Source organism: Pseudomonas sp. GG8 (genome assembly GCF_052976945.1).
This window is the reverse complement of the sequence record NZ_JBRIIP010000001.1, coordinates 1978998-2000679: the sequence shown is the minus strand read 5'-3', so window position 1 is coordinate 2000679 and position 21682 is coordinate 1978998. Positions and strand designations below refer to the sequence as shown.

Here is a 21682-nt window from a genome sequence, read left to right as displayed (position 1 = left end):
TGACCTAAACCATGCACGCCCCACCCGGGCGGCGGGCTAAAGCCCAAGGGGTTCCGTCAAGGAACCCCTTTTTTATGCGCTGTGCCGGGACGACATCCCCGCTATTGCATCAACCGACTGGCGAATCAACGCAGGTCCTTTATAAATAAAGCCCGAATATATCTGCACCAGACTCGCACCTGCAGCGATTTTCTCAGCCGCATGCTTGCCTTCTGTGATCCCACCCGCCGCAATGATCGGCAACCGCCCGGCCAATTCACCCGCCAGTACTCTGACCGTATGGGTACTCTTTTCACGAACCGGCGCGCCCGACAGGCCACCTGCTTCGTCCGCATGGGGCAACCCTTCAACACCTTTGCGACTGAGCGTGGTGTTGGTCGCAATCACCGCATCCATGCCTGATTCAACCAGCGCAGCAGCGACCTGCACGATTTCTTCATCCGTCATGTCAGGCGCAATCTTGATGGCCAGCGGCACGCGCCTGCCGTGTTTTTGCGCCAGGTCCTCCTGACGCAGGCGCAGGGCTTCGAGCAATTGCTTGAGCGAGTCACCGAACTGCAGACTGCGCAAGCCAGGAGTGTTCGGCGAACTGACATTCACGGTCACGTAGCTGGCATGGGCATAGACCTTATCCAGACAGATCAGGTAGTCGTCCACGGCGCGCTCTACCGGGGTATCGAAATTCTTGCCGATGTTGATCCCGAGGATGCCGCGGTACTTGGCAGCCTGTACCCGGCTGATCAGGTGATCGACACCCAGATTGTTGAAACCCATCCGGTTGATGATTGCCTCGGCATGCGGCAGACGGAAAATCCGTGGTTTCGGATTGCCCGGCTGTGGGCGCGGGGTCACGGTGCCGACTTCGACAAAACCAAAGCCCAACTGCGCAAACCCATCGATCGCCGTGCCATTTTTGTCCAGCCCCGCGGCCAACCCGACCGGGTTAGGGAAGTTCAGGCCCATGACCGTTACCGGTAACTGCGCAGGCGCCTTGGTAAACAAACCATTGAGCCCCAAACGCCCGCCCGCGCCGATCAGATCCAGCGACAGGTCATGGGAGGTCTCGGGGGAGAGTTTGAACAATAACTGGCGGGCCAGGTTATACATGGGCGGGATTGGCTCGTGAGCGGCTGAATTCAGGGCAGCGATTATAGACGGGCTAGGGCTCATAGGCGAGTTCGAACTTGCAGCGCGCTTGCCCTGTGCCCTTTCTGAAACGGCAAGCGCATTGGAGAGTCTGAAACTTCAGGTTACCAAGTCACATTGACCGGAACCAGGCTGAGCGACAGCTCTCCGGCTCGACACAAAGTGATACAGGGACTTGTCATGAGCAAGGATAACTCAAAAAAACCTTTCGACAGTTCTTGGGCACCCAGCCGGAATCTTCCCAACGGTGGTGGCTCGTGGGCAGCCTGGAATAAACCCTCTGAGCCAGAGCGGATTTACATCGCCGAAGATCGATGGCCGCCCCCCAAAAAACGTACAGACCTAGTCTTTGCCAAGTCCTGCATTTCTGGCAAATGGTGCCGCACTGCAGCCGGTACCGCCCCAGAGCCCACCTCAAACTTCGGCAACGTGATGGTGGCGGGTGCCATGCTTATTCCATCTGCCAACACCGCTATAGCAACGGCCCTCGGTGCCGATCTGGCGCTGGGTCGAATGGCCGGTGGCGGCATCATGCAGCGGGGGCTTAATTGGGCAATACGCGGCGCGGGCGGCCCTGCCAGCATTTTCATACTGGGGATGCTCCCGGCCAAAATGGGCGACGGCACACTTTACACCGACAATCAGTTGCGCAACATGACTCACGCGCCCACGCGTGTGCGCTTCCAGTTCCGCCGCGATGCCGAGGGCGCGCTACAGGTCTACGGCATTCACACCACCGCAGCCGGTGACGACACGGTACGCACAGTGCAGGCCACGTGGAACGCCGACAAAACCGCCATGGAGACCAAGCTCAACGGCATCACCATTCTCTGGACCCCGCGGCGCAGCGGACTGGAACAAATGCCGCCGCTGGTATATCCCGACAACAATGGCGGACGGTTGGGCACTATCCTGGTCCACCCGATCCCGGACGGCACAGACTCGCAGATTGAAGGCCTTCCCGGCGAAGACATCACCACCGATGACTGTATTCTGGTGTTTCCGGCGGATACGGGTCTTAGCTCGCTATATGTGGTGTTTGCTCGGCCTATCGGCGGCGACCACAGCTATCACCCTGCACCCAAAGGGCTGACGGCTTTTCCGGATGCAGTACTCAGTCCCTCGAAGAGCTCAGTCAAAGGTGGCGGACATAAACGTAAACGCTGGAAAGATCGCAAGGGGCGAATTTATGAGTGGGATTATGAGAATGGCCGGGTTGAGCTGTACGACAAACAAGGCAAGCATCTGGGAGAGTTCAACCCTGACACGGGAGAACGCACAAAGGACGCCGAGCCAGGCCGGACCACACCAAAATAATCTCGAGAGGAGTTCGAAAAATGCAACATGAGATTCTTGCATTCGACAAGAAAACCGAGGAAGTGGCTTTCAGTATTGAGATCCCTGCCGACCAGTTCGATAACTTAGCGAAGCTAATGGCCTGGAGTGAGCCAGAAGATGCGATATATGAATACGACCTATCGGCAGAGCAGATAAGCAGCCTTGAAACCATGACTGGCAAGACCTTCAGTAGTCCGGACTATATTTTTCAGTTGTCTTGTAGTGTTTGAGCCTGAAGGTGCTCGGTAAGGTGTATCGGCCTGGTGGTTACGGACGAACCACATCAAAGCTCGGTCAAACAGTAGAAAAATAGGAGCTTTTATGTATCTATGTATCAGTGGATTCCTGCCTGACAATGCCGAAGATGATTCGCTTAAATTTGAACTTGATCTGGATGGTTCATTTAATGAGCAAATCGTACAGCTCCTGGCTCATAGAAGTATTAATGCGATGGCAGAAGGGGAATGGCTGCTCGCGAGTGAGCAGGTGGCGCAAATATCATCGATCATCGGACATTCACTCCCAACTAATTTAAAGCTGTTTATTGGGGTTGAAGCCTAAGCTGCAGTTGGGAGGTCGCTCGTCGCGGGGCAGCGAAAAGTTAACATTGAAGTGTGTCCCCGACTCTGTGGACGCCCCAACGCGGACAGTTGGGGCAGATGCCGCCGCTGGTTAGTCTCGACAACAGCGGCGAACGGCTGGGCACTATCCTGGTCCACCCGATCCCGGAAGGCACCGACTCGCAGATTGAAGGTCTTCCCGGCGAAGACATCACCACCGACGACTGTATTCTGGTATTCCCAGCGAACACCGGCCTGAAGTCGATGTATGTGGTGTTTGCAAAGCCAATCAAAAGCAAAGACCACGACTATGACGACGCCCCCGATTCATTACCAGCAATCCCGGACACGAGAGGTAGAACCATGAAATATACCGTCGAAGCATTTGACAAAGAAAACGAATTTCTAGATTTTGAAATTGTGCTTCCGGATGGTTGCGAAGCTCAATTGGCGGAAATAATGAGCTGGACATCACCACAGCGAGGCGATGAGGGGTACAACCTTAGCGAAACGCAGCTATTGAGCATTGAACTATTAGCTAGTAAGCGCTTTTACGACGCAAACCATATATTCCAACTCACCTGTAATGTGAGCTGATAGGTTGCCCTTATGCATCACAGGTTTTTTGGCGGACGACAGCGACGATACTTCGCTGAAATATGAACTAGAGGTGCCGCCTCAGTTTGAGCCGGCGGTACTAGAGGTAATGGGGTGGCAAAGCGTTGCAAAAAGCCCAAACGGCGAGTGGTTGCTAACAGGTGACCAATCCCACCAGATTGCGGCGGCGATCAATGAGCCCCTGCCTGACGACTTGGATCTATTCATCGGCGTGGAAGCCTAGCCAGCCAATAAGCACCCTAGGGCAAGCCAGACCAGTGCGTTTTCAGTTCCGCCATGATGCCGAAGGCATGCTACAGGTCATGTGTCGCCGCAAGGATGGCATATGCCTTGCACATCCCACCGTTATCTACACTCGTTCCAACGGCGGAGCGAGGCATCGGACAATGGCGTCGCGACCGTCTTTGCATTTGCAAACGACTGCGCGACGCTTTTTTATGGATGGCGCTTTGACCATGAATAAATCGGCATGAACACACTACCGAACAACGCTCTAGCCTGGGTCGCGGGCAGCGACGCGCCGGAAAAAAACACCATCGACCTGGGCTTCATGGCCCTGACCGACTGCGCACCACTGGTGGTTGCCGCCACCCAAGGGTTTGCTCAGCCCTATGGCTTGACCCTGAACCTGAAACGCCAATCGTCCTGGGCCAATCTGCGCGACAAGCTGGTGAGTGGCGAACTGGACGCCGCTCATAGCCTTTACGGGCTGATCTATGCGGTGCAATTGGGAATCAGCGGCTCCGTGAGCACCGACATGGCGGTGCTGATGGGCCTGAACCAGAACGGGCAAAGCATCAACTTATCCAAAGCGTTGCAGGACGCGAACGTGACCAGTCCTGACGCACTCGATCGGTATGTGCACCAAAGCCGTACAAAACTGACGTTTGCCCAGACCTTCCCCACAGGCACACATGCCATGTGGTTGTATTACTGGCTCGCGAGCCAGGGCATTCATCCGCTGAACGACGTCAACAGCGTGGTCGTGCCGCCGCCACAAATGGTCGCGCACCTGCAAGCCGGGCGTATCGACGGCTGCTGTGTCGGCGAACCCTGGTGCGCCAGCGCGGTGAATCAGGGCCTTGGCTTTACCTTGGCGACGACGCAGGCGATCTGGCCCGATCACCCGGAAAAAGTGCTCGGCTGCACCCGTGAGTTTGTCGAGCAGTACCCCAACACTGCACGGGCGCTGGTCATGGCAGTGCTGGAAGCCAGCCGTTTTATCGAACAAAACGATGAAAATCGACGCAGTACCGCGCAATTGCTCAGCGGCAGCGATTACCTCGACACGCCGGTGGACTGCATAGAACCACGCCTCATGGGGGATTATGCCGACGGTCTCGGTAATCACTGGCATGACCTGCATGCTGTGCGCTTTCATGGCGCAGGCGAAGTCAACATGCCTTACCTGTCCGACGGCATGTGGTTCATGACCCAGTTCCGGCGCTGGGGCCTGCTGCGCGAAGACCCTGACTATCTTGGGATTGCCACGCAAGTGCAGCAACTAAAGCTGTATAGCGAGGCAGCGGCCACTGTCGGCGTTGCAGTCCCTGAGTCTGCCATGCGCAGCAGCCAGCTGATTGATGGCAAAGTCTGGGACGGTAGCGACCCCACGGCCTATGCACACAGCTTCAAGCTGCACGCGCTGGCCGATGCCGTCCCCACCCGTGTCAGTCGCTGAAGGAAGTCGCGAACATGCTGCGTATCCTGCTGATAAATGACACGGCAAAAAAAGTCGGACGTCTCAAGGCCGCACTCAGCGAGGCCGGTTTCGAGGTGATCGACGAGTCCGGGCTGACCATCGACTTGCCTGCACGGGTAGAGGCCGTGCGCCCCGACGTCATTTTGATCGACACCGAATCCCCCGGCCGAGACGTGATGGAGCAAGTGGTGCTGGTCAGCCGCGATCTGCCGCGCCCTATCGTGATGTTCACCGATGAGCACGACCCGCTCGTCATGCGCCAAGCCATCAAATCCGGGGTCAGTGCCTACATCGTTGAAGGTATCAATGCCCAACGACTGCAACCGATTCTGGACGTGGCCATGGCCCGCTTTGAGAGCGATCAAGCGCTACGTGCCCAATTACAGGCACGCGACCAGCAATTGGTGGAGCGAAAACGCATTGAATTGGCCAAAGGCCTGCTGATGAAAATGAAAGACTGCAAAGAGGAAGAGGCCTACACCCTGATGCGCCGCCAAGCCATGAGCCGCCAGCAGAAGCTGATTCAGGTGGCTGAGCAGATCATTGCCATGAGTGAGTTACTGGGATGAATTGACTGCTATCACGCGCTGCGCGAGAGCAATCCCCTGATGATGGCCCGCCTTTTGCTTCAGAGATTACACAGGTAGCCAACGGCGGTTGCCCCACTTACGACAAAGACGTCGCATACCCCTCTCGCAAACGCGAATCGGGTTGCGGCGTTTTTTTTGCATTCGGGCCTCAGGCCACCACTCTTTTTTGCAGATGAGGTGTTCAATGAATACAAGCTTCTGGAAAGCCGGCCATAAGCCGACTCTGTTCGCAGCCTTCCTGTATTTCGACCTGAGCTTCATGGTCTGGTACCTGCTAGGCCCAATGGCCATACAGATTGCCGGCGACCTGCACCTGACCACCCAGCAGCGCGGATTGATGGTAGCGACGCCGATTCTGGCCGGGGCTTTTCTACGCGTACTCATGGGTCTGCTCGCAGACAAACTGTCGCCCAAGACCGCAGGCATCATCGGCCAAGTGATCGTCATTGGTGCATTGTTGGCGGCCTGGCAGCTGGGCATCCACAGCTATGAGCAAGCCTTGCTGCTCGGGGTATTCCTCGGTATGGCAGGCGCCGCGTTTGCAGTCGCCCTGCCGCTGGCCTCGCAATGGTACCCGGCAGAGCATCAGGGCAAGGCCATGGGCATTGCCGGTGCAGGCAACTCCGGCACCGTATTCGCTGCACTGATCGCCCCCGCACTGGCCCTGGCCTTTGGCTGGACCAACGTGTTCGGCTTCGCCCTGATTCCGCTGATCCTGGTCCTGATCATTTTTACATTGATGGCCCGCAACTCGCCGCAACGGGCCAAAACCAAATCCATGGCTGACTATATGAAAGCCTTGGGCGACCGTGACACCTGGTGGTTCATGTTCTTCTACGCAGTGACCTTCGGTGGCTTCATTGGCCTGGCCAGCGCCCTGCCCGGCTATTTCAACGACCAATACGGCCTGAGCCCGGTGACTGCAGGCTACTACACCGCAGCCTGTGTGTTCGGTGGCAGCATGATGCGCCCACTGGGCGGTGCTCTGGCGGACCGGTTCGGCGGGATTCGTACCTTGTCGGGGATGTACGCAGTAGCGGCCATCGGTATTGCGGCTGTCGGGTTTAACCTGCCCAGCTCTTGGGCTGCCCTGGCCCTGTTCGTTTCGGCAATGCTTGGCCTGGGTGCCGGCAACGGTGCAGTGTTTCAGCTGGTGCCACAGCGCTTTCGTCAGGAAATCGGTGTCATGACGGGCTTGATCGGCATGGCCGGTGGCGTGGGCGGCTTCCTCCTGGCAGCCGGTCTGGGTGCAATCAAGCAGAACACCGGCGACTACCAAATGGGTTTGTGGCTGTTCGCCAGCCTCGGTGTGTTGGCCTGGTTCGGCCTGCATAACGTCAAACGCCGCTGGAGAACCACATGGGGCTCGGCAGCGGTGACGGCGGCACGGGTTTAACCTCTCCGATGAGCTTGCAACTGAGCTTCGCCCATTTCAGCGCCAGCGGTCCGCGCACGGAAAATCAGGATGCGGGTCGCTTGGTGACGCCGATGCCAGCACTGGCGGCGAGCAAGGGCTACCTCTTCGCCCTCGCCGACGGTGTCAGCCATTGTGCCGACGGCGGGCTGGCGGCCCGCTCGACCTTGCAGGCACTGGCGCTGGATTACTACGCCACCCCGGAAACCTGGGGTGTCGCGCAGTCGCTGGACCGCCTGTTGCTGGCACAGAATCGCTGGCTGCAGGCCAATGGCCTGCTGACTACCTTGAGTGCCATCGTCTTACGGGGCCGGCGTTTCACCCTGGCCCACGTCGGCGATTGCCGGGTTTACCGCTGGCACGCGGGGCAACTGTTGCGCGTCAGCGAGGACCACGTCTGGGAACAACCGGACATGCAACACGTCCTCAAGCGCGCGCTGGGACTCGATCAATACGTGGTCATGGACTACCTCGACGGCGAACTGCGCGAGGGCGAACGCTGGCTGATACTCAGTGATGGCGTGTGGTCGACGCTCAGCGAAGCCAGCATCAGCTCAATCCTGCGTGAGCAGGACAATCTCGATAACGCGGTGCAGACCCTGGTCAGCGCCGCGCACCTGGCGGGCAGTCAGGACAACGCCAGCGCCCTGCTGATTCAGGTCGATGGGCTGGGGCAGGATAACCTTGGCGACACCCTGATCCAGCTTCAGCAATGGTCAATACCTCCCGCGCTGAAGCCAGGCCAACGGTTCGAAGGCTGGCAGGTGGAAACGGTACTCGGGCAGTCGCGGCAATCCCTGCTATACCGGGTCCGCGATCAGCAGCAACAGCCCTGGCTACTGAAAACCCTGCCTGCAAGTCGTCATGCCGAAAGTAATGCCGGACAAAGCCTGCTACTGGAAGAGTGGTTCTTGCGGCGCGTGGCCGGACGGTTTTTCCCTGAAATACATCCCGCCCCCGAACGTCAGCATTTGTATTACGTGATGCGCGAATACCCCGGTCAGACCCTGGCCCAGGTGTTCGAGGAAAACGGTCCACTGCCGTTGCCGCCATGGCAGGATATGGCCATAAGCTTGCTGCGCGCCCTGGGTCTACTGCATCGGCGCAACATCGTGCATCGCGACATCAAGCCGGAGAACCTGCTGCTCGATGACGGTGGCGAGCTGCGCGTGCTGGATTTCGGCCTGGCGTATTGCCCCGGTTTGTCAGTCGATACCGCCAATGACTTACCCGGCACACCCAGCTATATCGCCCCCGAAGCTTTTGACGGCGTAGCACCCAGTGGACAACAGGACTTATACAGCGCCGGAGTGACCCTGTATTACTTACTCACCGGGCACTATCCCTATGGCGAAATCGAAGCGTTTCAACACCCGCACTTTGGCGTGGCGGTTCCAGCCAGTCGCTATCGACCGGACGTACCGGACTGGCTGGAGCGCAACCTGAGCCGGGCGCTGAGCGCAGACCCGACCCAGCGTTATGAGACCGCCGAAGAGTGGTTATTGGAACTGGAGCAGGCCGAACTGACCACGCTCAAGGTCAAGCCCAGACCGCTGCTGGAACGGGAGCCGCTGAAGGTATGGCGAGCACTGGCGCTGACGTCGTTGCTGGTGAATCTGTTGCTGATTATCTGGATCTTGCGTGGATGAGGTGGCGACCCAAGATCGCACCACTTGCGCGCAATCTGCGTTAAAAGAGTGCAATCAACCCCGCACAACGCCTGGAAAACCCCCGTAATCATGGGCGCCCACCGACTTGGCACAACCACTGCATTAGGTTCATCAAGCAATTTATAAAGTGGCCGCTTTCAACGACGAAAGCTGCACTTCCCGAGAGAACGGGACTGGACAAAGGCGTCCTCGCTAGGTGACTAGCGGGACGCCTTTTTTTGTTTGCGCGGAACTTGTCGAGCACGCCCCTCGTGGTCTCTCGGAGGCACTATGAAAAAACTCAAACTGGTGATGATTGGCAACGGCATGGCCGGCGTTCGCACCCTCGAAGAGCTGCTCAAACTGAGCGCCGACCTGTACGACATCACCGTGTTCGGCGCAGAGCCACACCCCAATTACAACCGCATTCTGCTGTCGCCAGTATTGGCCGGCGAGCAAACGTTCGATGAAATCGTGCTCAACGATTTGAGCTGGTACCTGGAAAACAACATCCAGCTACTGCTCAACCGTAAAGTAGTGAAAATAGATCGCGCCAAGCGCCTGGTAATCGCCGACGACGGCACCGAAGCCCACTATGATCGTTTGCTGATCGCGACCGGCTCGACCCCCTTTATCCTGCCAATCCCTGGCAATGACCTGCAGGGTGTGATCGGCTACCGCGACATCGCCGACACCCAGACCATGATCAACACCGCCAAGACCCACACCCACGCAGTGGTGATTGGTGGCGGCCTGCTCGGCCTCGAGGCCGCCAATGGCCTCAAGCTGCGCGGCATGCACGTGACCGTGGTGCACATCGGCGAATGGCTGCTGGAACGCCAACTGGACCAGACTTCCGCGCATTTACTGCAAATGGAATTGGAAAAACGCGGCCTGACGTTCCGCCTGAAAGAACAGACCCAGGCACTGCTCGATGACGGCAAAGGCCGGGTGAAAGCTGTGCAATTCAAGAACGGCGATGTGATCCCTGCTGATCTGGTGGTCATGGCCGCCGGCATCCGCCCCGCCACCGAATTGGCCGAACAGGCTGGCATCCCCTGCAACAGGGGGATTCTGGTCAACGACACCCTGCAAACCTACGACCCGCGCGTGTATGCCATCGGCGAATGCGCCAGCCATCGAGGTATTGCCTACGGACTGGTGGCGCCGCTGTTCGAACAGGCCAAGGTCTGCGCGAACCACCTGGCGCAACTGGGCTTTGCGCGCTATCAAGGCTCGGTGACCTCGACCAAGTTGAAAGTGACCGGCGTCGACCTGTTTTCCGCTGGCGACTTCATGGGCGGCGAAGGCACCGAAACCATCACCCTGTCCGACCCGATTGGCGGGGTCTATAAAAAGCTGGTGATCAAGGATGACATCCTGGTCGGTGCCTGCCTGTATGGCGACACCGCAGACGGCGGCTGGTACTTCCGGCAAATCCGCGAAAACCATCAGATCAATGAAATCCGCGACCACCTGATGTTCGGCGAAAACGCCTTGGGCGATGTCGGCCACCAGGGCCAGGACAAAGCCATGAGCATGGCCGACAGTGCCGAAGTCTGCGGCTGCAATGGGGTCTGCAAAGGGACCATCGTCAAGGCGATTCAGGAACATGGCCTGTTCAGCGTCGATGACGTGAAGAAGCACACCAAGGCAGCCAGCTCATGCGGTTCTTGCGCCGGTCTGGTGGAGCAGATTCTGATCAACACCGTGGGCGGCGCGGCGGACGTCAAACCGAAGAGCGAAAAAGCCATCTGCGGTTGCAGCGACCTGAACCATGGACAAATCCGCAAGGCCATCCGCGATCAGCATCTGCTGACCATCGCCGGCGCCATGAGTTACATGAACTGGCGCACCCCCAACGGCTGCGCCACCTGCCGTCCAGCGCTGAACTATTACCTGATTTCCACCTGGCCAGGCGAGGCAAGGGATGATCCGCAATCGCGCCTGATCAACGAACGCGCTCACGCCAATATTCAGAAAGACGGCACTTATTCGGTGGTACCGCGGATGTGGGGCGGCGTGACCAACCCGTCCGAGCTGCGCCGTATTGCCGATGTCGCCGACAAGTACAACGTGCCCATGGTCAAGGTCACCGGCGGGCAGCGTATCGACCTGTTGGGGATCAAGAAGCAGGATTTGCCGGGTGTCTGGAAAGACCTCGACATGCCTTCTGGGCATGCCTACGGCAAATCGATCCGCACGGTGAAGACCTGTGTCGGCAGTGAGTTCTGCCGCTTTGGCACGCAGAACTCGACCCAACTGGGTATCGAACTCGAGCACGATCTTTTCAATATGTGGTCACCGCACAAGGTCAAACTGGCCGTGTCCGGATGCCCGCGCAACTGTTCGGAAGCCGGGATCAAGGACGTCGGCATCATCGGCGTCGACTCCGGCTGGGAGATGTACATCGGTGGCAACGGCGGGATCAAGACCGAAGTCGCCGAATTCTTCGTCAAGCTGAAAACCGCTGAAGAAGTCCGCGAATACAACGGCGCCTTCCTGCAGCTGTATCGCGAAGAAGCATTCTACCTGGAGCGCACCGTGCACTACCTGCAGCGGGTCGGCATGGAGCACATCAAAAAAGCAGTGCTGGAAGATCACGATAACCGCCGGGCCCTGAACGCGAAATTGCAGTTCTCACTGTCATTCGAGCAGGACCCATGGAAAGAGCGCATCAAGCAACCGCTGCTGAAGAAAGAATTCGAACGCATCCCTGTGGAGGTGCTGGCATGAACTGGCTCGATATCTGCGCTCTGGAAGACATCAACCCACTGGGCTCGCGCATCATCGAAGGGCCCAAGGGGGACATCGCCATCTTTCGCACCAGCGACGATGAAGTCTTCGCCCTCGACGACCGTTGCCCACACAAAGGCGGCCCATTGTCTCAGGGGTTGATCTATGGGAAGCGCGTAGCGTGCCCGCTGCACAACTGGCAGATCGACCTGGAATCGGGTGCAGCGCAAGCGCCTGACGTGGGCTGCACACACACACTTGGCCCGGGTAGAGAACGGCCGCGTGCAACTGGCATTGAAGGAAGCAGCATAATGCGCCCACCCGCCGCTACAACGCAGATCACCGCGTCGACCTGCTGTTATTGCGGAGTCGGCTGTGGCGTGCTGATCGAACATGACAACGAGCGCATTCTCGGCGTCAGCGGCGATCCCCGGCACCCGGCCAACTTCGGCAAATTGTGCAGCAAAGGTTCAAGCCTGCACCTGACCGGCGACTTGACGGCTCGGGCGCTGTACCCGGAACTGCGCCTGGGTAAATCCTTGGCTCGCAGCGTCACCGATTGGGACACAGCGCTTGACCACGCGGCCAACGTGTTCGCCGACACCATTCGCGAACACGGCCCGGACAGCGTTGCGTTTTACGTCTCCGGGCAACTGCTGACCGAGGACTATTACGCGTTCAACAAACTGGCCCGGGCACTGGTCGGCACCAACAATATCGACAGCAACTCGCGGCTGTGCATGTCTTCCGCAGTGGTCGGCTACAAACGCAGCCTGGGTGCAGACGCACCACCGTGTAGCTACGAGGACATTGAGCTCAGCGATTGCGTGCTAATCGTTGGCAGCAACATGGCTTATGCCCACCCGGTGCTCTTCCGTCGGCTGGAAGAAGCGAAAAGCCAGCGGCCGGACATGAAAATAATCGTGGTCGACCCGCGCCGCACAGACACCTGCGAACTGGCGGACTTGCACCTGGCGATCCAGCCCGGCACCGATGTCGCGCTGTTTCACGGCATCCTGCACCTGCTGCTTTGGGAGGACTGGATCGATCGCAGCTTTATCGATCAGCATACCCAGGGCTATGCAGAGCTAAAAACCCTGGTGCGCGATTACACCCCGCAAATGGTCGCCGAAATCTGCGGCATTCCCGTGGAGCAACTGCACGCCTGCGCGCAATGGATTGGCACCGCCCCGAGCTTTCTGTCGCTGTGGTGCATGGGTTTGAATCAGTCCACCTCGGGTAGCGCCAAGAACAGCGCACTGATCAACCTGCATTTGGCAACCGGGCAAATCGGCCGTACCGGCGCAGGCCCCTTCTCTCTCACCGGTCAGCCCAACGCCATGGGCGGCCGCGAAACAGGCAGCTTGTCCAATTTGCTGCCGGGCCACCGCGAAGCGGCCAACGCCACGCATCGCGCAGAGGTTGCCGCGTATTGGGGGGTCGATGCGTTACCCGACTCTACCGGCCTGACCGCCATCGAGTTGTTCGAGCAATTGCAGGCGGGCAAGATCAAGGCCCTTTGGATTGCCTGCACCAACCCCGCGCAGTCGTTGCCCGATCAACAGAAAATTCAGCAAGCGCTGACCAGGTGCCCCTTTGTGGTCCTGCAGGAAGCCTTTCGCACCACCGAAACCTGCCGCTTTGCCGACCTGCTGTTGCCTGCGGCGAGTTGGGGCGAAAAAGAAGGCACGGTCACCAACTCGGAACGACGCATCTCTCACGTGCGCCAGGCGATACCGGCCCCCGGCCAGGCACGCGCGGATTGGGCGATTACCGTGGACTTCGCCCAACGCCTGGAACAACGGCTACGTCCAGGCACGCCCAGCCTGTTCGCGTTTGATCAACCTCAAGCGCTGTTCGATGAATACAAACAGCTGACGCGCGAGCGTGATCTGGATCTGTCGGGCATCAGCTATGCCGTGCTCGATCAACAAGGCCCACAACAATGGCCCTTCCCAGCCGGTGCCCGGACAGGAACACCGCGCCTGTATGGCGACGGCATCTTCCCCACCGAGTCGGGCCGCGCCAACTTCATTGCAGAACCCTACAGAGCCGCCAAGGAACTGCGTGACGCGCGCTTCCCGCTGACCCTGAACACAGGGCGCCTGCGCGATCAATGGCACGGCATGAGCCGTACAGGCACCGCTGCCCGGTTGTTCGGCCATGTCAGCGAAGCCGTATTGAGCTTGCACCCTGACGAGATGCGCCGCCATCGCCTGCAAGCGGGCGATCTGGTAAGTCTGAAAAGTCGTCGCGGTAGTTTGATCGTGCCCGTCAGCAGCGATGACAGCGTACGACCAGGCCAGGCGTTTTTGCCGATGCACTGGGGTGATCGCTTTCTCAAGGGAGGCGTTAACGTCCTCACACAACCGGCGTTCGACCCACTGTCCAAGCAACCGGAGCTCAAGCACACCGGTGTGCGCATTGAGGCAGTGACGTTGCCGTGGCAACTGTTTGCGCTGGTCGAAGGCGACGTACAAGCTCATCTTGAAGCCCTGCGCCCGCTGTGCGAAAACTTTGCCTACGCCAGCCTCAGCCTGGCCGGTCGCGAGCGTCCTGCTCTGCTGATCCGCGCTGCCAGCACCCAAGCGCCGGACAATCAATTACTCACACAGATCGACCAGCTACTTGGCCTGAATGAAGGCCCGGTACTGTCCTATGACGACCCACGCCGCTCTATTGGCAAGCGGGTGCGCATCGAAAATGGCCGAATCACCGCCATCCGCCTGGCTGGGGAAACCATCGCCCAGCATTGGCTGCAGAACCTGTGGCTGGAAGGCCGCGCCGATGAACAACTGCGCCGCTGGCTTCTAGCGCCGATCAGCACCCCACCCGGTAACGCAGCGGCCACGCCTCACAACAGCAAAACCTTGTGCAACTGCATGAATGTCAGCGAAAGCGCTGTGCTAGCCGGGATTGGTCGCGGACTTGATCTGATTGAGCTGAAAACACAACTGGGCTGCGGTAGCCAATGTGGCTCATGCGTACCGGAAATCAAACGACTGCTGGCGGCCAACCCGCTGCCAATGGCAATTAGCTAATGAGGGCTGCAGCATGAGCGCAAAAGTCTGGCTGGTGGGCGCAGGCCCTGGTGACCCTGAACTGCTTACGCTCAAGGCCGTGCGGGCCTTGCACGAAGCCCAGGTGGTGTTGATCGACGACCTGGTCAATATTGCGATACTGGAACACTGCCCTACAGCTCGAATGATCGCCGTCGGCAAGCGCGGCGGCTGTCGCTCGACACCTCAGGCCTTCATCCATCGACTCATGCTGCGTTATGTCCGACAAGGCAAGTGCGTGGTGCGACTTAAAGGTGGCGACCCGTGCATCTTCGGACGCGGTGGCGAAGAAGCCGAGTGGCTGAGGGCGAAAGGGGTTGAGGTCGAACTGGTCAACGGCATCACTGCCGGACTGGCCGGAGCAACTCAGTGCGGTATATCTCTGACTTTGCGTGGCGTCAGTCGTGGCGTGACCCTGGTCACCGCTCACACGCAGGACGACAGCAGCCTGAATTGGCCAGCGCTGGCACAAAGTGGCACGACACTGGTGGTCTACATGGGCGTCGCCAAACTGTCAGAAATACGCGACAACCTGCTCGCGGGTGGTTTGGCTGCGAACACGCCTGTGGCCATGATCGAAAACGCCTCACTGCCCCATCAACGCGAATGCCGTAGCACGCTGGCTGACATGCAGCTGGACGCCGTCGCCTTCGAACTGAAAAGCCCGGCGATTCTGGTGATTGGAAAAGTGGCGGGGGGCTACAACTCTGCGGGAGCCGATGTGTTGGCGAATAGCCTTAAGCACTGTGGCTGACCTACCGCACACAACGAGGCATCAAAGCATCAAATCGCAGACAAAGAAAAGCCCGGCCAAAGCCGGGCTTCTCTTGAAGCGGGGGCTAATTACTTAGCTTGAGCTTCTACTTGAGCTTCTACGCGACGGTTGATAGCGCGGCCAGCGTCAGTTGCGTTATCAGCAACTGGGCGGGATTTGCCATAGCCAACCGAATTCACGCGGTTAGCACCAACACCGTACTGGTTAACCAGAACCTGTTTGACAGCGCTTGCACGCTTCTCAGACAGTTTTTGGTTGTAAGCGTCAGGACCGACGGAGTCAGTGTGACCTTCAACAGTAGTGCGGGTCTGTGGGTACTGCTTCATGAAGTCAGCGAGGTTCTTGATGTCGCTGTAGCTGTTAGGCTTGACAACGGCTTTGTTGAAGTCGAACTTCACGTCCAACTCAACACGTACAACCTCAGCAACAGCTGGTTCTGCAACGGGTGCTGGCTCTGCAGCAACTGCCTCTGGAACCGGTGCCGGAGCTGGCTTGGAGCCACCACCGAAGTTCACACCCAGACCGATGGTAGGAGCGTAGTCCCACTTACCGTTGTCCAGTTTGTACGAAGCGTCAACGCCAGCACGAGCGTACAAGTTGTCAGTGATGTACCACTTGGCACCGCCACCGACTGTAGCGAATGTGGATTGGTCACGACCCGAATGGCCATCAGCCTGCACGTTGGTCAAGCTCTGGTGAGCGAAACCACCGGAAACGTATGGACGAATAGCGTCACCAACAGTACCGAAGTGGTACATACCGGTCAGAGAAGCTTCGTCGCCGCGAATTTTCTGCCAGTTGGTGTTGTTGTTCGAGCGCGTGTAATTGGTTTTGTCGTAGCCCAAAATCACTTCGACGTCATCGGTCAGGAAGTAGCCGATGGAAGCACCAGGATTGTAGCCATCCTCAACGTCGTCGACGCTACGGTTGAAGTGTTTCTGGTAGAACAGCTCACCCTCGACCGCGCCTTGGCCTTGTGCCAGAACGCCGAACGAAGTCACGGCTACAATAGAACCAATGGCAATGCCCAAGGTGTTTTTCAGTTTCATCCGTTAAATCCCCATCTGGTGATTGTTAAGCGATCCTTCGTACTGAAGGACAGCTCGTCGGCAAGTCTATCAGAACTTACCAGCACGTTAGAGATATTTGCCACGACTTAAGTTTCAGTCATGCCTGCAAATTTCTCACGTAGTTTATCAAGAGCCCGTTTATAGCGCATTTTTGTGGCGCTCAAGCCCATGTACATAATATCCGCGATCTCCTGAAATTCCAGCTCTGCGACAAAGCGTAGCACCAAAATCTCCCGATCAATCGGGTTCACATACACAAGCCAACGATCAAGGCTGCCCCGTTCTTCAGGAGTAGGCGCCTTCTCTTCAGCCGCCTCCTCAAGTGGGTCCAGGCTCAACGCGTCCATCAAGCGACGCTTCCGCCGTTCCTTTCGGTACTGCGTAATGCATTCGTTGTAAGTGATGCTGTAGAGCCAGGTCTTGAACTTCGACTTACCTTCGAAATTTTTCAGCCCGTACAACACTTTCAGCATCACTTCCTGACAGACATCGTCAGCATCGCGATCGTTCCCTAAATAACGCGCGCACACGTTAAAAAGGGTCCTTTGGTAGCGCCGCATCAACTCTTCGTATGCGCGCGTCACATGAAACAGCTCGACGTGCGCCCGCGCCACCAACTCCTCATCGGAGAGTTCGCGGGGGTCGTAGCGCATGGACAGCGATTGGGGTTTATTCAAAACAAGTCGTGCCGACAGTCAGGTCAATGTCCGCCACTGCCGATGTTTCCGGCAATTTGGTGGCGGCATACATTAGCAGGATTCGCCGTGTTAGCGGCTGCTCACTCGCTGCTCGAGGAGGATTCGGTTGGACAATGACACCAACTCTCCCTCATCGGTCAGCAAGGTTGTTTTCACCGTGCCAATTTCTTCGATCTGCCCTTCGACCTCGCCCACACGCACTTGTTGCCCAACCTGATACAACTCCCGCACATAAATTCCCGCCAGAATCTGTCCGGCGATTTCACGACTTCCAAGCCCCATTGCCAACGCAACGGCCAGACCAACGGTAATCAAACCGATCACAATCACGTGGTTAAGCAGGTCTGTTTTGACCTCTAACTGGCTGATTGCGACTGAAATACTAATGATAATGACCAGCCCTTGAGCGATGCGCCCAAGGCCAGCAGAATAGTCGAGGCCTACGCCTTCAGCCGCGCCACGCACCAGGCCATTGGCTAATTGCGCCAGCAGTACGCCCACAAGCAGCACCAATGCCGCGCCAAATACCTTCGGCAGGTACAGGGCCAACATGTCCAGGGTCGCAGATACGCGTTCCAACCCAAGGGATTCAGCGGCTGACACAAGAAAAATCAGTAACACGAACCAATAGACGATTTTGCCGACCAGGGTCGAAATCGGTACCTGAACACCCGCCCGCGCAATCAACTTGGTCAACCCGGTGCCGCCCATTAGGCGATCCAGACCCAGCTTGGCGAGCAATTTAGACAGCAGCGTGTCGAGTAATTTGGCAACAACAAAGCCCAACAGCACCACAATGAGGGCGCCGAACAGGTTCGGAATAAAGTTTGCAACTTTGGTCCACAACACAGTCATGGCGGTCACAAGGCTCTGCGTCCAGAGGTTCAATTCCATGTTCAATCAGCCTTATCAGCAGGGCGAGCAGAGGAAAGCGTGCTACGCGAAACAGGTGCTATATGCGCCGAACCGTTGTTGAGGCCGATCATCAGTGCTTGCGACCAGCGGCCGAGCAAACTGAACAAATCCCCTGCACCTACCTGACGGTTGGCAGTTTTCAAAACACGGCCCAAGCAAGCATCGTCATCCCGACTGGAGGATGAAGAGTTGAGCATGTCGCGCAGTGATTGTTCGAATGGATCGTGCATAGGTAACCTCACGCAATGTCACTGAAAGACGCGACAAGAATCGACCGAGTCACAAATGGGTCATTTAGTAGCAAAAAGCCTTCATCTCTATACCCAGCGCAAGCGACGGAACAACCACCACTGGCCAAGCCCCACTGCCGCCATTATCGAGCAAGCAATCAGAAACCCGTATGGATTGCTCGCACCAGGCATGCCTCCCACGTTGACGCCCAGCAAACCGGTCAGAAAGCTCATCGGCAGGAAAATACCGGTGATGATACCGAAGCGATACATCACCCGGTTCATGCCCTCGCGCATCCGTCGGTCCTCGGACTCAAGGACCAGGCCGACACGCTCACGAGTCAATTCCAGCTCTTCCAGGTAGCGGATCAAACTGTTGTTAAGTTCATTCCAGTAACTCGCATCATCATGGGCAAACCAAGGCAATTTGTTGCGAGTCAATTGCGCGTAAATCTCGCGTTGCGGCGCCAAAAAACGGCGCAGACCGGCAGCACGTCGACGGATATGCAACATGTCACCATGATCGGAAGCGTACCGTTCGTCGGCATCTATCTTTTCTTCCTCTTCGTCGACCAATTCCGACAGTTCACTGACCAGCGTCTGGACCTTATCCGTGAGGTATTGAGCGAGATAAAGGATCAATTCAGAGGTGTTTTTTGGACCGTTGCCTTGATTCAGGTGTTCGATCAGCTCATCGGTGGCTCGCAAGGGACGCAAACGCAGAGAGATAACCTGTTGCGCCGCAGCAAAGATGCGTACCGACACCATATCCTCGGGCTCGGCACCCGGATTGAGGTTGACCCCACGCAGAAACAGCAGCAACTCGGCGTTGGGCAATGGCACCAAACGCGGCCGTGTGTTCTCTTCAAGCAGCAGGTCACAGCTGAACTCGCTCAGCCCGCTAGAGGAGCGCAACCAGGTCTGGGTTTGCGGATGACCGCGATCCCAGTGCAGCCAGACACTTTCGTCTGGCTGCATTTGAAGGTCATCCAGTTCGGTTCGAGCGATGAAACGCGCCCCGCCTTTACCATCCAGCACCAAGGCATGTACCAGCCCCCATTGCGCGTTTGCTTCGTCGAACATTGGGTGTCCTGTTTATTCCGGCATCTTCAAAGGGCTTGGGGAGATGATCACGCCATTATTGTCAGCGTATACGTACTCGCCCGGACGGAAGGTCACACCCGCGAATGTCACCGCCACGTTAAGGTCGCCGATACCGCGCTTGTCGGTTTTCATTGGGTGGCTGGCCAGTGCCTGCACGCCCAGATCGGTTTGCGCGATGACGTCGACGTCGCGGATGCAACCGTAAATCACCAGGCCTTCCCAGCCATTCCTTGAAGCTTTTTCGGCGAGCATGTCACCCAGCAACGCCTTGCGCAGCGAGCCACCGCCGTCGACTACCAACACTTTACCCTTACCGTCGAGATCGACCTGCTCTTTGACCAACGAGTTGTCCTCGAAACACTTGATGGTGACGATTTCACCACCAAAGGAATCGCGGCCACCAAAATTGCTGAACATCGGCTCAACGACCTGCACCAGTTCCGGGTAGGCATCGCACAAATCGGGGGTGAGGTAATGCATGGGTGAACTCCTATCATTAAAAAAAGAGGATCTGAGGTGTTGCGAGACATTTGACCGTTTCAAATCAATGGCTCTTTAGAAAAACGTCATGCAGATGCCTGTGTTAAGCCGTGGGCACGCTGGCGCAGCTAGACATCGATACCAATTCGATCACCTTCATAGGTCAGGGTAAAAAACTTCAGGCCCGGGCATGACGCCTGCAAGGGACGCCCGCTCGGTAATTGGAACTCAATACCATGACGCTTGCATCGCAAGACCGTACCCACAAGGGTCCCGCTGTGCAAGGGCGCGCCTTGATGCGGACAGCTGTCCTCGAGCAGCAGGGGCAGGTTATCGACGACCATCAACAACATATCTCGCCCAGCGACTTTGAAGGTTCGCCGGTAGCCTTCATTCAAATTGATCAGGCGCTCAAGTGGCACGAACATAAATGCAGGCCCGGAAAGCGAAAATGGCTGAAACAGTTTAATGCGTCATAGCTTAGCCGCAACGCTACTTTAGCGAAACTGCCCGACCGCTCTGTATCAGCGCTTCATCGCCAAACCGTGGGTGTTACTGCTCGGTCAGAGGCACAGACGGATCCCGCAACCAGCCCGCTACTAACGGCCATACTTGCGTTTGCGCGCCTCTGCTGACGAGCATTTCGACATGGCCAAAGTCTTCGGCAAAGCCCTGATCACGACCGAGGCAGACAAACTGGCGTCGCTCTGAACCGAACTGCTCGTACAGCTTACGACAAGCCCATACGGGGTCTTGATCATCCCCAGTGGCGGCAACCGCGAGCACCGGCACTCGGACCTCGCTCAACCCCGCCCACCAATCTCGCTCGGCATCGCCAAAGCGACGGAAAAGCCCATACCAACGCATGCTTTCCAATGCCAGCCCAATAGGCTCATCTTCGGGCCCTCGCTTCAAGCGCGAGCCGGAGATATGCCTGAAGCGCTTGAGCAACAGGCGCCCGCCCCACTCAACTGGCGGGATCTTCAACGGCCAATACGTACGACTGATCTGACTGCCGAACAGCGCAACCGAGGCCACGCCCTCCGAGTCAAGGTAATGCCCACCAAGCGCCGCCGCGAGCGTGATACCGCCCAGCGAGTGGCCAATCCAGTGCGGGGGCTGCCCACTTTGCTCTCGCACAAAGGCGCCAATTGCCGGCAGGTCATAGCGCGCGTAATCGGCCACACGGTTGTGCCGGTAAGCTTGATTGCGCGAAGACAGACCATGCCCGCGCATTTCCGGAATCCACACATCGAAACCCGCGCGCGCCAGATACGCGCCCAGGCCAATGCCTTTGGGTGAATACCAGAAGCGTCGATTGGAGAAACTACCGTGTAGCAGGACCACTGGAATGCCCCGCGTATCGGGCTGTTCGGCTAGTCCGAGACGGGTCACGGCCAGTTCGACACTGATGTCCGGGCTGTTGGCGGGTTTCAAACGGTACACGTCCTCAATCAGATCGCCACGGCGTTCGGCGCTGATCAAGGCCACAGGAAAGAGATTGCTGCTGCTTTGCATATTGCTCTTGCACAAAAAAGGCGGTTTCTTTGAGAAAACCGCCCAAGAAAACGCGACGAAGCGCCGACCTGCCAAAGCAA

General features: G+C 57.7%; 21 protein-coding genes. 12 read left to right on the top strand and 9 right to left on the bottom strand.

Annotated features, from left to right (window positions below):
- Nucleotides 1-72: 72 nt before the first annotated feature.
- Nucleotides 73-1107: a quinone-dependent dihydroorotate dehydrogenase gene (locus tag ACVBEG_RS09740; RefSeq protein WP_322215937.1), complete on the bottom strand. Its 1035-nt coding sequence runs from the start codon at nucleotides 1105-1107 to the stop codon at nucleotides 73-75.
- A gap of 486 nt (nucleotides 1108-1593) precedes the next feature.
- On the opposite strand from ACVBEG_RS09740, the gene ACVBEG_RS09735 reads away from it, so the two are divergent.
- From ACVBEG_RS09735 to cobA, 12 genes are all read left to right on the top strand, one after another.
- Nucleotides 1594-2463, top strand: a complete 870-nt coding sequence (locus ACVBEG_RS09735) for an S-type pyocin domain-containing protein (RefSeq protein ID WP_447107632.1) — start codon at nucleotides 1594-1596, stop codon at nucleotides 2461-2463.
- Between the two features lie 20 nt (nucleotides 2464-2483).
- A complete protein-coding gene (locus tag ACVBEG_RS09730) occupies nucleotides 2484-2714 on the top strand; it encodes a DUF7683 domain-containing protein (protein WP_447107631.1) in 231 nt (76 codons plus the stop codon).
- A 91-nt stretch (nucleotides 2715-2805) separates the two neighbouring features.
- Nucleotides 2806-3045 (top strand): pyocin S6 family toxin immunity protein, encoded by a 240-nt coding sequence (locus ACVBEG_RS09725; RefSeq protein WP_447107630.1) that lies wholly within the window; start codon nucleotides 2806-2808, stop codon nucleotides 3043-3045.
- 53 nt (nucleotides 3046-3098) lie between these two features.
- A complete protein-coding gene (locus tag ACVBEG_RS09720; RefSeq protein WP_447107629.1) occupies nucleotides 3099-3641 on the top strand; it encodes a DUF7683 domain-containing protein in 543 nt (180 codons plus the stop codon).
- A 4-nt stretch (nucleotides 3642-3645) separates the two neighbouring features.
- Complete coding sequence (locus ACVBEG_RS09715) at nucleotides 3646-3885, top strand: pyocin S6 family toxin immunity protein (protein ID WP_447107628.1); 240 nt, start codon at nucleotides 3646-3648, stop codon at nucleotides 3883-3885.
- A gap of 246 nt (nucleotides 3886-4131) precedes the next feature.
- Nucleotides 4132-5343: a CmpA/NrtA family ABC transporter substrate-binding protein gene (locus ACVBEG_RS09710; protein WP_447107627.1), complete on the top strand. Its 1212-nt coding sequence runs from the start codon at nucleotides 4132-4134 to the stop codon at nucleotides 5341-5343.
- A gap of 14 nt (nucleotides 5344-5357) precedes the next feature.
- The gene (locus ACVBEG_RS09705) at nucleotides 5358-5933 is read left to right on the top strand and encodes an ANTAR domain-containing response regulator (protein ID WP_322179469.1); all 576 of its coding nucleotides are present in this window, start codon (nucleotides 5358-5360) and stop codon (nucleotides 5931-5933) included.
- A gap of 205 nt (nucleotides 5934-6138) precedes the next feature.
- A complete protein-coding gene (locus ACVBEG_RS09700; RefSeq protein ID WP_447107626.1) occupies nucleotides 6139-7350 on the top strand; it encodes a nitrate/nitrite transporter in 1212 nt (403 codons plus the stop codon).
- A gap of 8 nt (nucleotides 7351-7358) precedes the next feature.
- Nucleotides 7359-9017, top strand: a complete 1659-nt coding sequence (locus tag ACVBEG_RS09695) for a protein kinase domain-containing protein (RefSeq protein ID WP_447108452.1) — start codon at nucleotides 7359-7361, stop codon at nucleotides 9015-9017.
- Nucleotides 9018-9308: 291 nt separating this feature from the next.
- Nucleotides 9309-11753: a nitrite reductase large subunit NirB gene (gene nirB, locus ACVBEG_RS09690; RefSeq protein ID WP_447107625.1), complete on the top strand. Its 2445-nt coding sequence runs from the start codon at nucleotides 9309-9311 to the stop codon at nucleotides 11751-11753.
- The gene (nirD, locus tag ACVBEG_RS09685) at nucleotides 11750-14794 is read left to right on the top strand and encodes a nitrite reductase small subunit NirD (protein WP_447107624.1); all 3045 of its coding nucleotides are present in this window, start codon (nucleotides 11750-11752) and stop codon (nucleotides 14792-14794) included. Before nirB ends, nirD begins: the two co-directional genes overlap by 4 nt.
- Before the next feature lie 13 nt (nucleotides 14795-14807).
- Nucleotides 14808-15566: a uroporphyrinogen-III C-methyltransferase gene (gene cobA / locus ACVBEG_RS09680; protein ID WP_447107623.1), complete on the top strand. Its 759-nt coding sequence runs from the start codon at nucleotides 14808-14810 to the stop codon at nucleotides 15564-15566.
- Nucleotides 15567-15655: 89 nt separating this feature from the next.
- Here cobA and ACVBEG_RS09675 read toward each other — a convergent pair whose 3' ends face one another.
- The 8 genes from ACVBEG_RS09675 to ACVBEG_RS09640 form a co-directional block, all read right to left on the bottom strand.
- Complete coding sequence (locus tag ACVBEG_RS09675; protein ID WP_322179475.1) at nucleotides 15656-16636, bottom strand: OmpA family protein; 981 nt, start codon at nucleotides 16634-16636, stop codon at nucleotides 15656-15658.
- 107 nt (nucleotides 16637-16743) lie between these two features.
- A complete protein-coding gene (sigX, locus tag ACVBEG_RS09670; RefSeq protein WP_322179476.1) occupies nucleotides 16744-17334 on the bottom strand; it encodes an RNA polymerase sigma factor SigX in 591 nt (196 codons plus the stop codon).
- A 90-nt stretch (nucleotides 17335-17424) separates the two neighbouring features.
- Nucleotides 17425-18249 (bottom strand): mechanosensitive ion channel family protein, encoded by an 825-nt coding sequence (locus ACVBEG_RS09665; RefSeq protein ID WP_219060226.1) that lies wholly within the window; start codon nucleotides 18247-18249, stop codon nucleotides 17425-17427.
- Nucleotides 18250-18251: 2 nt separating this feature from the next.
- Nucleotides 18252-18500 carry a CrfX protein gene (locus ACVBEG_RS09660; protein WP_322179477.1) on the bottom strand — a complete coding sequence of 83 codons (249 nt, stop codon included), beginning with the start codon at nucleotides 18498-18500 and terminating at the stop codon, nucleotides 18252-18254.
- Nucleotides 18501-18587: 87 nt separating this feature from the next.
- Nucleotides 18588-19583 (bottom strand): zinc transporter ZntB, encoded by a 996-nt coding sequence (locus ACVBEG_RS09655; protein ID WP_322179478.1) that lies wholly within the window; start codon nucleotides 19581-19583, stop codon nucleotides 18588-18590.
- 12 nt (nucleotides 19584-19595) lie between these two features.
- Nucleotides 19596-20084 (bottom strand): ribonuclease E activity regulator RraA, encoded by a 489-nt coding sequence (gene rraA / locus ACVBEG_RS09650; RefSeq protein ID WP_219060230.1) that lies wholly within the window; start codon nucleotides 20082-20084, stop codon nucleotides 19596-19598.
- 128 nt (nucleotides 20085-20212) lie between these two features.
- Complete coding sequence (locus tag ACVBEG_RS09645; protein WP_322179479.1) at nucleotides 20213-20512, bottom strand: Rieske (2Fe-2S) protein; 300 nt, start codon at nucleotides 20510-20512, stop codon at nucleotides 20213-20215.
- A gap of 124 nt (nucleotides 20513-20636) precedes the next feature.
- Nucleotides 20637-21602 (bottom strand): alpha/beta fold hydrolase, encoded by a 966-nt coding sequence (locus tag ACVBEG_RS09640; RefSeq protein WP_322179480.1) that lies wholly within the window; start codon nucleotides 21600-21602, stop codon nucleotides 20637-20639.
- Nucleotides 21603-21682 lie beyond the last annotated feature (80 nt).